This is a genomic window from Stenotrophomonas sp. 610A2 (assembly GCF_030549615.1).
Lineage (GTDB): Bacteria > Pseudomonadota > Gammaproteobacteria > Xanthomonadales > Xanthomonadaceae > Stenotrophomonas > Stenotrophomonas pigmentata.
In genome coordinates this window covers 967,266-980,287 of the sequence record NZ_CP130832.1, presented here as the reverse complement: position 1 = coordinate 980,287, position 13,022 = coordinate 967,266, and the positions used below count along the sequence as shown (strand labels likewise).

13 protein-coding genes and 1 riboswitch are annotated in these 13,022 nt (G+C 64.3%); of the genes, 2 read left to right on the top strand and 11 right to left on the bottom strand.

All coding sequences use genetic code 11. From position 1 onward, the window contains the following. Positions 1 to 93: 93 nt before the first annotated feature. The 6 genes from Q5Z11_RS04290 to Q5Z11_RS04265 form a co-directional block, all read right to left on the bottom strand. Positions 94 to 492, bottom strand: coding sequence for a roadblock/LC7 domain-containing protein (locus Q5Z11_RS04290; protein ID WP_303748883.1), 399 nt, complete (start codon positions 490 to 492; stop codon positions 94 to 96). A gap of 178 nt (positions 493 to 670) precedes the next feature. Beyond that, positions 671 to 1,663, bottom strand: coding sequence for a thiamine-phosphate kinase (thiL, locus tag Q5Z11_RS04285; protein ID WP_303748882.1), 993 nt, complete (start codon positions 1,661 to 1,663; stop codon positions 671 to 673). Between the two features lie 93 nt (positions 1,664 to 1,756). Further along, positions 1,757 to 2,239, bottom strand: a complete 483-nt coding sequence (nusB, locus tag Q5Z11_RS04280) for a transcription antitermination factor NusB (protein ID WP_303748881.1) — start codon at positions 2,237 to 2,239, stop codon at positions 1,757 to 1,759. After that, complete coding sequence (ribH, locus tag Q5Z11_RS04275) at positions 2,236 to 2,703, bottom strand: 6,7-dimethyl-8-ribityllumazine synthase (protein WP_303748880.1); 468 nt, start codon at positions 2,701 to 2,703, stop codon at positions 2,236 to 2,238. The genes nusB and ribH overlap by 4 nt, the downstream gene beginning before the upstream one ends. Positions 2,704 to 2,815: 112 nt before the next feature. Next, a complete protein-coding gene (gene ribB / locus Q5Z11_RS04270; protein WP_303748879.1) occupies positions 2,816 to 3,916 on the bottom strand; it encodes a 3,4-dihydroxy-2-butanone-4-phosphate synthase in 1,101 nt (366 codons plus the stop codon). Next, a complete protein-coding gene (locus tag Q5Z11_RS04265) occupies positions 3,913 to 4,515 on the bottom strand; it encodes a riboflavin synthase (RefSeq protein ID WP_303748878.1) in 603 nt (200 codons plus the stop codon). The genes ribB and Q5Z11_RS04265 overlap by 4 nt, the downstream gene beginning before the upstream one ends. A 75-nt stretch (positions 4,516 to 4,590) precedes the next feature. Then, positions 4,591 to 4,776, bottom strand: a riboswitch (FMN riboswitch). A 673-nt stretch (positions 4,777 to 5,449) separates the two neighbouring features. Here Q5Z11_RS04265 and Q5Z11_RS04260 point away from each other — a divergent pair. Beyond that, positions 5,450 to 6,073 (top strand): hypothetical protein, encoded by a 624-nt coding sequence (locus tag Q5Z11_RS04260; protein ID WP_303748877.1) that lies wholly within the window; start codon positions 5,450 to 5,452, stop codon positions 6,071 to 6,073. A gap of 402 nt (positions 6,074 to 6,475) precedes the next feature. Here Q5Z11_RS04260 and ribD read toward each other — a convergent pair whose 3' ends face one another. From ribD to glyA, 5 genes are all read right to left on the bottom strand, one after another. Next, positions 6,476 to 7,564 (bottom strand): bifunctional diaminohydroxyphosphoribosylaminopyrimidine deaminase/5-amino-6-(5-phosphoribosylamino)uracil reductase RibD, encoded by a 1,089-nt coding sequence (gene ribD, locus Q5Z11_RS04255; protein ID WP_303748876.1) that lies wholly within the window; start codon positions 7,562 to 7,564, stop codon positions 6,476 to 6,478. A gap of 73 nt (positions 7,565 to 7,637) precedes the next feature. Further along, on the bottom strand, positions 7,638 to 8,129 hold the full coding sequence (locus Q5Z11_RS04250; RefSeq protein WP_303748875.1) for a GNAT family N-acetyltransferase: 492 nt from the start codon (positions 8,127 to 8,129) through the stop codon (positions 7,638 to 7,640). Positions 8,130 to 8,177: 48 nt separating this feature from the next. Further along, entirely contained in the window at positions 8,178 to 9,113 is a 936-nt protein-coding gene (locus Q5Z11_RS04245; RefSeq protein WP_303748874.1) for a hypothetical protein, read from the bottom strand. A 29-nt stretch (positions 9,114 to 9,142) separates the two neighbouring features. Next, positions 9,143 to 9,676 (bottom strand): transcriptional regulator NrdR, encoded by a 534-nt coding sequence (gene nrdR, locus Q5Z11_RS04240; RefSeq protein WP_303748873.1) that lies wholly within the window; start codon positions 9,674 to 9,676, stop codon positions 9,143 to 9,145. A gap of 153 nt (positions 9,677 to 9,829) precedes the next feature. After that, positions 9,830 to 11,083, bottom strand: coding sequence for a serine hydroxymethyltransferase (glyA, locus tag Q5Z11_RS04235; RefSeq protein ID WP_303748872.1), 1,254 nt, complete (start codon positions 11,081 to 11,083; stop codon positions 9,830 to 9,832). A gap of 242 nt (positions 11,084 to 11,325) precedes the next feature. Between glyA and Q5Z11_RS04230 the strand changes: the two genes are divergently transcribed. Then, complete coding sequence (locus Q5Z11_RS04230) at positions 11,326 to 13,014, top strand: ShlB/FhaC/HecB family hemolysin secretion/activation protein (protein WP_303748871.1); 1,689 nt, start codon at positions 11,326 to 11,328, stop codon at positions 13,012 to 13,014. Positions 13,015 to 13,022: the final 8 nt, after the last annotated feature.

Here is a 13,022-nt window from a genome sequence, read left to right as displayed (position 1 = left end):
ATACCTTGATTTGTCGTACCCGAATCCCCCTGACCGCACTGGATCCCCGGCGTGCCGGAAGGCCGGCAGCACGGATGATCCGCACGCAGGGAGTTACAGCAACTGCTTGATCCGCCCTGCAGCATCGCGGGCGGCGTACAACAGAATGGCAAGGGACGTATCGGCATGGCCAAGCGCGGCCAGCGTATAGGGCCGATCCGCAGCAACGCGAACCAGCACCATGCTGCCCTGCGAGGTGGACATGGTCACGTAGTCGGCCGTGCTCAGGCCGAGCTCGCGCGACAAGGTTTCCCCGAGTGTCAGGAACGAATTGCTCATCGCTGACAAGCGGCGTGGATCCAGCTTGTTCAACGAACGGTGAGCGATCGCACGGCCATCGGCCGTGGAGACCAGCAACATGGAAATACCGCCGTTGCGATTGATGACGTTATCAAGCTCTGCTTCCAGCGCAGCGCCATCAATGGTGGACGAGGGCGTTGCCACATCACTCATCTTCGCCCTCAGCTTTTCCAGTGTTGCTGTTTCCACTACTCCATCCCCTGTTTACGGCCGCTGGATGCAACATCTCCGCTGCATCAAAAACGCGACCTACATCACAGCCGCGATAGTAAATATGAATACGTGGACATTACGTGAACGCAACAAACTGACATCCGATGGCGGGGTTCCCCTATTCCCCGTTGCCCGCAAAGTGGTTGAAGCCCTGTCTCGATACCGCCACCACATCGCCCCCTTGGTTGATCACCTGCAGCCCGGTTCCGGCTCGAATATAGCCAATCCGGGTAAGCGGAACTGCTACGGAAGCCATGGTTTCGAGCACCATCTGCCGCTGTCCCGCCGGGGCGGTGAAGCACAACTCATAGTCGTCGCCTGCACCTGCACGCAGCGCATTGAACGTTGCTGACAGCCCGCACTGCTGCGCCGCAGCCGACGCCGGCAATGCGCTTTCCAGCACCTCGGCAGCAACACCACTGCGCGCACAGATATGCCCCAGGTCGGCCAGCAGACCATCGGAAACATCCACCGCCGCGCTCGCCAGGCCCTGCAATGCACGGCCCAGTTCAACCCGCGGCGTGGGCCGCGCCAGCCGTTGGCGCAGATGTTCACGCGCCGGATCGTCAGCAACTCGGCTTACATCCAGTTCCTGCTGCTGCCACAGCGCCAAGGCCAGACCGGCTTCGCCAGGCACGCCACTGACCCAGATGTCATCGCCGGGCATTGCGCCATCACGGCGCAATGCCTGCCCCGCTGCAACCTGGCCCATGGCTGTTATCGAAATCGACAAAGGACCACGCGTGGTGTCGCCGCCAATCAAGGCAATGCCATGTTGATCGGCCAGCGCGAAGAAACCTTGAGCGAACTGGTCCACCCAATCCGCGCTGGCGTCGGGCAGCGACAGGGACAAACTGCACCAGGCCGGCTGCGCGCCCATTGCCGCCAGATCCGATAGATTCACCGCCAGCGCTTTCCAGCCGATGTCGGCGGCAGGCGTCTCCTGCGGGAAATGCACGCCCACGTTGAGCGTATCGGTGGTCACCACCAGTTGCTGGCCGGCTTGCGGCTGCAGCAGGGCGGCATCGTCGCCTATCCCCAACACGATGTCCGCGCGCGCAGCGGTGCGGCGGCGGATGCGTTCGATCAGGCCAAACTCGTCAAGGCTCATCACTGCGCTCCCTCAAAAACGACAACGCCGGCGCCGATGATGCCGGCCCGGCGCTGCTACAAATCCCGCTGGTGGCAATGCTGCCGCCATCGATCAGTGGTTGGAGGATTCCGTCTTGCGCCATTCCAGCGCGGCGCGGTCGAGCACACCGTTCACGTAGGTGTGGCCATGCTCGGAACCGAAACGCTTGGCGGTTTCGATGGCTTCGTTGATCACCACGCGGTACGGCACATCCTGGCGGTAGCGCAGCTCGTAAGCCGCCACGCGCAGCACCGCACGTTCGATGGCGTCCACCTCTTCAACCGCACGGTCGACGAACGGCGCCAGCGCCTCATCCAGGTCACGGCGGTTGTCCAGCACGCCGCGCAGCAGGCTTTCGAAATACACCAGGTCGGCGATTTCGTGGGCCTGTTCGTGGGCGAACTGGGCCAGCAGCGACTCGGCGTTGCCGCCGGAGATCTGCCAGGCGTAGATGGCCTGCAGGGCACGACGACGCGCGCGCGAGCGCAGCACCGGGTCGACACCATCGCGACGGACCGGCTTTCCGGCAGGCTTGCCGTTGTTCTTGTTGTTCATGGCAGCTGTTCCAGAAGATTGACCATTTCCAATGCCGACAATGCGGCTTCCTCACCCTTGTTGCCGTGGCTGCCGCCTGCGCGGGCCTCGGCATCTTCCACCCGCTCCACCGCCAGCACGCCATTGAGCACCGGCACGCCGAAATCGAGCTGGGCGCGCATCAGGCCTTCGGCACAACGGTCGGCAACGTGCTCGTAATGGCGGGTATCGCCACGGATCACGCAGCCAAGGGTGATGATTGCAGCGTGGTGCCCGGCCGCAGCCAGGCGCGCTGCAACCAGCGGAATTTCCCAGGCACCGGGCACACGAACCACGTCGATGGCGTCTTCGCCAATGCCATTACCGGCCAGGCTCTGCCGCGCGCCGGTCACCAGTGCGTCGGTGATGCGGGCGTTCCAGCGGCTGGCAATGATGGCAAAACGGGCCGAACCGGCCGGGCGGAGGTCGCCTTCGTAGTGGCTCATGGGGGCGTGGGGTTCCAAAAGGTGGGTAAGTCTAACGTGCGGGGGCTTAACCCGCGACGCGAAGAGCTGCTGGAAGCCCGGTCCAGCCGGGCTTCCAGGTCAGGCTGAGGGCTCAGGGCTGCACGGTTTCGACGATTTCCAGCCCGTAACCGGCCAGGCCGATCTGCCGGCGCGGGGTGCCGAGCACGCGCAGCTTGCCCAGGCCCAGGTCCGACAGGATCTGCGCGCCGGCACCGTTGCGGCGCCATTGGCCCACATCCTTGTCCTTGCCCGGCGTCACCGGCGCCGGCTGCTGGCGCAGGCGGGCCAGCAGCGAATTGGTGTCGCGCGGGGCCGACAGCACCACCATCACGCCGGTTCCGGCGGCGTCGATCGCGCGCAGTGCATCGGTATTGGCCACGCCGAAGTCGTCACGGCGCCAATGCAGCAGGTCAGCCAGCGGGTTCTCCACCTGCACGCGCACCAGGGTGGGCGTGTCCTTGTCCGGGGTGCCGCGGACCAGGGCGAAATGCAGGTCGTTGGCGATGCGGTCACGGTAGGTGACCAGCTTGAAGGCGCCGAATTCGGTGTCGATATCGCGCTCGTCCACGCGCTCGACAGTGTGCTCGGTGGCCAGTCGGTAGGCGATCAGATCGGCGATGGAACCCATTTTCAGGCCATGCTCGCGGGCGAACACTTCCAGCTCCGGGCGGCGCGCCATGCTGCCATCCGGGTTGAGGATTTCCACCAGCACGCCGGCCGGCTCCAGCCCAGCCAGCATGGCCAGATCGACGCCGGCTTCGGTATGGCCGGCGCGGGTCAAGACGCCGCCCGGCTGGGCGATCAGCGGGAAGATATGACCCGGCTGGTGCAGGTCCGAGGGCTTGGCGTTGGGCTTCACCGCGGTGCGGATGGTGTGGGCGCGGTCATGCGCGGAGATGCCGGTGGTGACGCCTTCGGCGGCTTCGATGCTGACCGTGAAGTTGGTCTGGAACTGCGCGGTATTGGCCTGCACCATCGGCGCCAGGCCCAGATCGGCTGCGCGGGTACGGGTCAGCGGCAGGCAGACCAGGCCACGGCCGTGGGTGACCATGAAGTTGATATCCGACGGCTTGACCAGCTCGGCGGCCATGATCAGGTCGCCTTCGTTCTCGCGGTCCTCGTCATCGACGATGACCACCATGCGACCGGCGCGGATCTCTTCCAGCAGTTCGGGAACGGGGGCGAAATTCATTGTGCGGCTCCTTGGCCCAGCAGGCGCTCGACATAGCGGGCGACCAGATCGATTTCCAGGTTCACCGCGCTGCCGACGCCGGTGGCGGAGAACGCGGTATTGGCGACGGTGTGCGGGATCAGTGCCACTTCAAAGCCTTCGTCATCGGCTTCGTTGACGGTGAGGCTGACGCCATCCACGCAGATCGAGCCCTTCTTGGCGATGTACTTGAGCAGCGCCTTGGGTGCGGCGAAGCGCCAGCGCAGCGCGCGTGCATCCTCGTGGATGGACAGCACCTTGCCGAGGCCATCGACATGGCCGCTGACCAGATGGCCACCGAGGCGATCGGTCGGGCGCATGGCACGTTCGAGATTGATCACGGCACCTTCGGCCAAGCCACCAAGCGTGGTCAGGTCCAGGGTTTCGGTTGAGGCATCGGCCTTGAAGCTGCTGCCGTCGAAGTCGATGACGGTCAGGCAGACGCCGTTGACGGCGATGCTTTCGCCCATCTGCACCTGCTCGAACGGCAGGCTGCCGACGGCGAAGGTGAAGCGGACATCGCCGCCGATGGATTCGCGTGCGGCCAGACGGCCGACGCCTTCGATGATTCCAGTAAACACTAACGTTCTCCGCGATATGTGAGCGAAAAACGCCGCAAGGCAAACAGGCGCACGGACCCCGCAAGGGGCCCGAAACACCGTCTTCTTTCATCCGGACTATGACCGTCGGCTCCGGCATCTGACCGGATCTGCTGACCTCCTGCCGGGCAGCCACACGTTTGCGTGGCCTTGGCTGGAGCGCTCGCGGGCTTGTGCAGCGCTCCTTTCGGGAGCAGTACACCTACCGCCGGTGGGGAGTTGCACCCCGCCCTGAAGACGTTTGTATGTGCCGGCGAACCGGCGCGGTGATTGTATCAGCGCCGGTCGCATGAAGCCCCTGACCCAGCTGAACAAGTGCTTCCCACCGATGGAACAGGCCGGAGCCAGCGGCCTCTGGGCTCGATGGAAGTGCCCTGCCGCAGCTCAAGCCACCACCTCATCGGCCGTCGCACACCCCGCTAGCGCCTGGGCCTGAAAAAGCTGCCGACACTTACCAGCGCGAACATGCTGCCCAAGCCAATCATCGTTGGCTCCGGCCTGGCCGACTGGGCGGCAGCCACAAACCAGAGCAGCGCAACACAGAGGAACAATGCACTTTCGACCTTCAAGACGATTACTACCTCAGAGCCCTGTTGCTCATCCTTGAGCGCGCTCAAAGTAGGTGGAATCGAAGCACCTGGTAATAGGATTGTTCTGGAAGTTCCCGGCTAAAACCGCAACCGAGAGAACTGCAAAGCCTTCGGCATTACATGATTTCTCGGCCAGAGCGCTTGCAACAACAGCTCTCGAAGACGAACGAGATCCTGCGAAACCGCTGAATGCATCCAACGGCTGCGAGCAAGCGCCGCTTGTCATATGTAAAAACATCGTTAGAATCCAGCCCGCCGCGACATGACGTTGCGGTCCCGGTCCGCAATGGGCTGGTCGACACGGACATCACGTCTAAGAGGATTCCATGCGCAAGACCCTGATTCTGGCCGCCATGCTGGCTGCCGCACCTGTTGTCGCGTCCGCCGACGAGCTGAGCTACACCTACGCCGAGGCAGGCTGGACCCAGGTCCAGATCAACGACAACGATCTGAACGATCCGAGCCTGGACGGCGCCTACCTGCGCGGTTCTTACGATATCGCTGACAAGGTCAACTTGTTCGCGAGCTATTCGCAGGTCACCAAGTCCGTCGGCTGGGGCAATGGCGTGCGCTCGAAGTTCCGTCTGGGCCAGCCGGAGTTTGGCGTCGGTTACCACATGAACATGAGCGACCGCGTCGATTTCACCGCCGACATCGCATGGCTGCGCCTGAACCTTGAAGAAAAGGTCAGCGGTGCCGGTCAGTTCAACGGCACCTACAAGGACCACACCAACGCCGGTCGCGCGACCCTGGGCCTGCGCGGTAAGCCGTCGGCACGTACCGAAGCCTGGATCAAGGGCGGCGCCATCGATGGCAGCGACATGGACACCGAGTTCGTCGGCGTGCTGGGCGGCCAGGTCAAGTTCAACAAGACCTGGGGCGTGGTTGCTGAAGGCCAGTGGCAGGGCGATTACGCCCAGTACTCGGTCGGCGTGCGCGCCAGCTTCTGATCCGGCACTACCGGGATTAATGCAGCGGGGGCCGAAAGGCCCCCGTTTTTTTTGCGCGCTTTGCGCAACCAGACACCGGCATCAACACCTGCACTGCCTTGTGGGAGCGGCGTAAGCCGCGAAGCTGGCCGTATGGAAGCACCGGGCAGTTGTGCGATCTGATGATGCACCAGCTTCGCGGCTTACGCCGCTCCCACATCCGCAAACGGTTGCATTTGGCCAAGTCGAGCTGAACAGGAACCTGGACCAGGGCAATCACACAGACGCAAGCCCTGCCAGACCCTGCCTTGTAGGAGCGGCGTAAGCCGCGAAGCTGGCATCAATGAAACATCGTGTTGCTGGCGCGATCTGGTGATGTACGTGCTTCGCGGCTTACGCCGCTCCTACAACTGCAGACTGGTTTTATTCCGGCCGCAGCAGCAGGCGTAGATCCTGTCCCAGCATGCGGGTGTCCACCAACTGCAAGCGCCGCACCTGCGCCATCGCATCGATGCCCAGGCCTGCCAGCAGCGGCCTTGCGCCGTCGCCCATCAGCAGCGGTGCCATGTACAGCAGCAGTTCGTCCACCAATCCGGCCTTGAGCAAGGCACCACACAAAGTTGGCCCGGCTTCGACATGCACCTCGTTGATGCTGCGCGCAGCCAGCAGCGACATCACTTCGCCCAGATCAAGCCGGCCATCATCCTGCACGCGCACGGGGCCGAACTCGGCACCTTCCAAGCTGGGTGCGGTCAGCGCAGGATCATGCAGATACAAGGTAGGCGCATCGCCTTCGCGCACGCGTTTGCATTCCAATGTGCGCAAGCGTGCATCCAATACCACCCGCAACGGCGGCAGGAATTCGCCCGCATCCGGCCGCGCGGTCAACAACGGATCATCCGCCAGCACCGTGGCCGCACCGGTCAGAATCGCCGCAGCACGCGCGCGCCACTGCTGCACATCGGCGCGCGCAGCCTCACCGGTGATCCACTTTGATTCGCCGTTGGCCATTGCCGTGCGCCCGTCCAGGCTACCGGCCAGCTTCACCCGTACGAACGGCCTGCCCCGCTCGATACGCGACAGGAAACCGCGGTTGAGCTCGCGCGCCTGCGCTGCCATCAAGCCCACTTCGACGGTGATGCCAGCCTGCCGCAGCAGCGCAAAGCCGCCGCCATCGACATCAGGAAAGGGATCGGCCATCGCCGCGACTACCCGGCCAACGCCGGCATCGATCAAGGCCAAAGCGCACGGCGGCGTGCGCCCGTAATGCGCGCAGGGCTCCAGGGTGACGTAGGCAGTCGCGCCGCGGGCTCGCTCACCTGCCTGACGCAGCGCGAACACCTCGGCATGCGGCCCACCAGCGCGCTGGTGCCAGCCCTCGCCCACCACCTCATCACCATGCGCGATCACGCAGCCCACCATCGGGTTGGGCCGCGTGGTCCAGGCAGCACGCTCGGCCAGGCGCAGCGCGCGGGCCATCAGCAGGTGATCGGTGGCGGTGAATTGACTCATGGCTGGAACCTCATTGCGAATACAGCCGCCACCATTGCGGAAGCGATTGCAGACAAGTGTATGCGCAGCGAAGTCAGGATCGCTGCCCCGGCGCAACCCAAGCGTGCCCGGTATCCATCGCCATCACAGTGACTGCCAGCGGTCCCAGCTGCAGCTCGGTGTGCACCCGCCACCCCAGGCTGCGGTACCAAGCCACCATGGGCGCCTCGCAATACAGGTACAACACCGGCACCGCTAACGCCGCCGCCTGCGCGACGCAATGCGCTACCAAGGCAGCCCCCACACCCTTGCCGCGCGCCGCGGGGCTCACATACAGCGATGCCAGCCATGGCGACCAACCACGGATCTGCTCGTGATCGTCGTGCAGCAGGCTGACCGATCCCAACCAGCCATCAGCATCTTCGGCCAGCCAACTGCAGGGGATGCCATCGCGTTGCTGCGCGGCCAGCTCAGCCTCGGCCTGCGCTACGGTCCAGTCCGGCAGCAACGTGCCAAAGGCCTGCACATGGGCAAGCGCGATTGCCGGCAACAGTTCGCGCCGGTCCTGCAGATTGACGATCTTCATCGGATTCAACTCAAGCAACCACGTTGGGCAGGCGACGTACTCAGGACTCTAGTCGTTAACGCGATGGAACACGCCCACATCCAGGGCATGCAGGCGCGCACCATCATCGCCCTGCTCCAGCAACAGGATCATCGAGGCCGATTCGCACATGCCAACCGCACAAGCATCGAACAGCACCTGGTAGCTGGGCCGCAGTGGCGGTGACAGCGGCAGCCGCTGTGGCGCATCCATGCCTGGGAACTGCAACCGCAGCGCAAGCACTACCTGCCCTGGTCCCGGTGACGGGAAGCGATAGGTGTTTTCCCCCGGCAGTTTGCCTTCGGCGGCCAGTTCGCCCTGCCCCTGACCCAGCTCCAGCATTACCTCCACCCCTTCACTGGCAACGCCGCTCATTGGATCGTCCAGCGTCACGTACAAGGGCCTGCCCGTTTCATGCGTTGCCGCCAATTGCGCCTGCAGCTCCTCACGCTCGCTTTGGCCGCTGCGATCCGCAGGGTCCGAATGCGCCTGCTGCAGGTCGGCCAAAAGCTGCTGCAACCGTGCTCGCTCCGCCAACCTGGCTTCATGTGGCACCAACTGCACGGCACCGGCCGGATCACCGTGCGGATGCAGCAGCAATGCGCTGTCCTGCAGCTCCCACTTTCCCTTCAAGACGCGATGCAGTGGCGCCATGCTCAGCTGAAGCGAATAGTCACCATCGTCGCCAAGCTGCAGGACGGAGCCTGCAAATCCGCCTTCGTCGATACGATAGCTGGCGACCAGTGCGTGCCGGGCAACGCTGGCGTCCGGTTGGTTCAAGGCCGGGGCTCGACCCGATTCCGTCAGCGCGAGCGCCTCGACTGCTTCCTCGGCCGCCAACCGGGCCCGTCGTGCCGCATCTTCGGCAGCGGACTGCGCCTGTGCCAATGCAACCAAGCCCAGCCACAACAGCCCGGTGGCAAGCCCGTGTCGCAGGAAACCCTTCCCCACTGATTGCATCACCATTGCAGGCCTCCTTTCCCGCCGTCCATCGCTCAGCGCTTACCGCTCCTGCCCGCACGCGCTGCTTCCGCCCGCGCTTGCGCCAACAACGGCAGCTGATCCTCATCACTGGAGTGATCACGTTCCAGCTTCTCGATCTCGTCGCGGAAATCGGCCACGTCCTCGAAGCTGCGGTAGACCGAGGCGAAGCGCACATAGCCCACGTGATCAAGCTTGCGCAGCTCGTCCATCACGAAGCCACCGACCTTGATCGACGGCACTTCGCGTTCGCCGCACATGCGCAGCTGGTGCACCACCGCGCGTACTGCCGCCTCGATGCGCTCTTCCGAGACCGGCCGCTTCTGCAGCGCGCGGTCGAAGCCCACCCGCAGCTTGCGCGCATCAAAGGCTTCGCGGCCGCCGTCACTCTTGACGATCACCGGCAGCTTGAGCTCGATGGTTTCCAGCGTGCTGAAACGTTCGCCACAGGCTTCGCAACCACGGCGGCGACGGATGGTAGCGCCATCTTCGGAAACGCGTGAGTCGATCACGCGGGTGTCAGTGTGCTGGCAGAACGGGCAGTACATGTTTCAAGCCTTGGACATCAGGCGCCGCGCATGCGACGTGGAAAACCTGTAACGCAGATACAACAAACCCCGGGCCGGGGCAAGCGCCCAACCCGGGGTAATGCGGTCAACTCAGGGCGAACGGGCACCACCCAACGCTGGCACCCGCCACGATCAGCCGTAAACCGGGTACTTGCGGCACTGTTCGCTGACCGCATCACGCACGCGGGCAATGACGGCTTCATCGGCCGGTGCGTCCAGTACGTCGGCAATCCAGTTGGCCAGCGCAACGCAATCGGCTTCCTGGTAACCGCGGGTGGTGATGGCCGGGGTGCCCAGGCGCAGGCCCGAGGTCACGAACGGCGAACGCGGGTCGTTCGGCACCGAGTTCTTGTTGACGGTGATGTGCGCCTTGCCCAATGCAGCCTCCGCATCCTTGCCGGACACGTCCTTGCCGATCATGTCGACCAGCATCAGGTGGTTCTGGGTGCCGCCGGAGACGATCTTGTAACCGCGCGCAATCAGCGTGGTGGCCATCGCCTGCGCGTTCTTCACCACCTGCTGCTGGTAGGCCTTGAATTCCGGCTCCAGCGCTTCCTTGAAGGCCACTGCCTTGGCGGCGATGACGTGCATCAGCGGACCGCCCTGGATGCCCGGGAACACGATCGACTGCAGCTTCTTCTCGATCTCTTCGCCTGCGCCCTTGGCAATGATGATGCCGCCACGCGGACCACGCAGGGTCTTGTGGGTGGTCGAGGTGACCACGTGTGCGTGTTCGATCGGGTTCGGGTAGACACCGGCAGCCACCAGACCGGCAACGTGCGCCATGTCCACGAACAGGTAGGCACCGACCTTGTCGGCGATGGCGCGGAAGCGCGCCCAGTCAATGACCTGCGAATAGGCGGAGAAACCAGCCACCACCATCTTCGGCTTGTGCTCCAGGGCCAGGCGCTCGACTTCGTCATAGTCGATCAGGCCGGCTTCGTTCACGCCGTACTGGACCGCGTTGAAGATCTTGCCCGAGGCATTGACCTTGGCACCGTGGGTCAGGTGGCCGCCGTGGGCCAGACTCATGCCCAGGATGGTGTCGCCCGGCTGCAGCAGCGCGAAGTACACGGCCTGGTTGGCTTGCGAGCCGCTGTGCGGCTGCACATTGGCGTAATCGGCGCCGAACAGCTGCTTCAGGCGGTCGATGGCCAGCTTCTCGGCGATGTCCACGTACTCGCAGCCACCGTAGTAGCGCTTGCCCGGGTAACCCTCGGCGTACTTGTTGGTCAGCTGGCTGCCCTGCGCTTCCATCACCATCGGGCTGGCGTAGTTCTCGCTGGCAATCAGCTCGACATGGTCTTCCTGACGCTGGCACTCATCGGCAATGGCCTTGGCCAACTCGGGATCGTAGGACTCGATACGGGCTTCACGCGGGAACATCACAGCTCCTGGTACGGGGGCGAGGGAGCTGTCGATTGTAGCCCGTTCCTGCCGTTGGGCCGCCTGTTCATTCGGTAAATGCCGTGCTTGCCGCCGGATTTCGAAGGGTGATGTTCGTCACAAATCAACGGGATTACCTGATTTCGGTGATCGTCCCGGAGAGGTTCTTACGGTTAACAGAGTAGGGCCAGGACTTTTCCGGTCGCCGGCCAATCTGTTGAATCGCAAGGAATACCCCGCTGATGCCCGTTCCCGGCCGCACCACCTGCCATCCATCCCCTCGCCCGCTGCGCGCCAACGCGGCCTTGCTTGCCACCGCGCTGGCCTTGGCCCTCGGCCAGCCAGCTTCCGCCGAGGCCGCAGATCCCGCCACGACAGCTGCTGCCACCGTGCAGGTCGCCAGGGTCAGCGTGGAAGGGGTTGGCGAACACCCTGCCAACGGCATCAGCGCGGCCTCGGTGGAGGCCGTCGCCAACCAAGCCCTGCGCGAGATCAGCCCGACCCTGCCGGCCGCATTGAGCTTTCCGCAGATCGAGCAGATCACCGCGCGCATTACCCAGACCTACCGGGATGCGGGCTTCCTGGTCTCGGTCGCCTACATCCCGCCACAGCAGATCGGCGACAGCCAGATCCTGACCTTGAAGGTCATCGAAGGCCGGGTTGGCCGGGTGCTGGTACAGGGCAGCCGCCGTTACCGTGACGACCAGCTCAGCGCCAGCAGCCTGGGGCTGATCGGCCGCCCCCTGCGCAGGCCGGAACTGGAACGCGCCCTTCTGTATGCCCGTGACCTGCCCGGCGTATCGGTCAGCTCGGTGCTGCAACCTGGCCTTGAACCCGGCGACACCGACATCATCCTGGTCGCCGAGGACAGCGCCCATCCCTACGAGATCACCGCCGGGCTGAGCAACCACGGCACCGACAGCACCGGCAAGTACCGCGCCGAACTGGGCGTCAGCGCCTTCAACGCATTGGGCGCGGGCGATGTGCTGGCCGCCAGCCTGGGTTACGGACTGGACCCGGCCGACAGCTGGCAAGCCGCCCTGTCGCTGAGCATCCCCTCGTCCAAGGTCGATGGCCTCAGCGCCACCGCCGGCGTCAGCCGCAGCGAGATGGAAGTCAACAGCGGTCCATTCGCGGCCATGCGCCTGACCGGCCCAACCACCCTGTTCTACGCCGGCAGTGACTGGAAGTTCATCCAGCGCAGCAACCTGCAGGTACAGGCCTCGGCACGTTGGGTGCATGAGCAGTCGACGCTGGATGCCTTGGGCATGCAGTTGTCGCGGCATACGTTCGATGTCATCGATGCCGGGCTGAGCCTGCGCCATACCGACCAGCGCTGGCGCGGCATCAACCTGGCGCAGGTGTCGGTTCGCAAGTCGATCAACGATGAATCACCCGAGTTGAACTGGCTGTATCCGTCACACACCGCCTATTTCTGGATCATTCGCGCCCAGCTTGCCCGCCTGCAGGCGCTGCCAGGCAACCAGCGGCTGCTGCTGCGCGGCAGCGCGCAGTTCACCGACGATGCACTCACCCCACTCGAACAGTTCAGCATCGGCGGCCCGACCAGCGTGCGTGCCTATTCGCTGTCCAGCGCGCTGGATGATCGCGGTGTGCAGGCCACCTTCGAGTACCAGCTCAGTGCCCCGGGTTTCGCCGATGCGCCTTCGCCGTTCGATGGGCGACGCTGGGGTGATCTGGTCGATGTATCTCTGTTCTATGACTGGGGACGCAGTTCACCTGCCGCAGCCAACCGGCGCCTGGGTGCGCTTCCCGTCACCTTGGAAGGTGCAGGCCTGGGCATAGGCCTGCGCCTGCCGTGGAAACCCGAGCTGCGCCTGGACATGAGCGCACCCAAACCCACCGGCAGCTACATCGGCAGCGAACACCGCAGCACCCAGTACTGGGCGCGCATCAGCAGCACGTTCTGAGGACACCG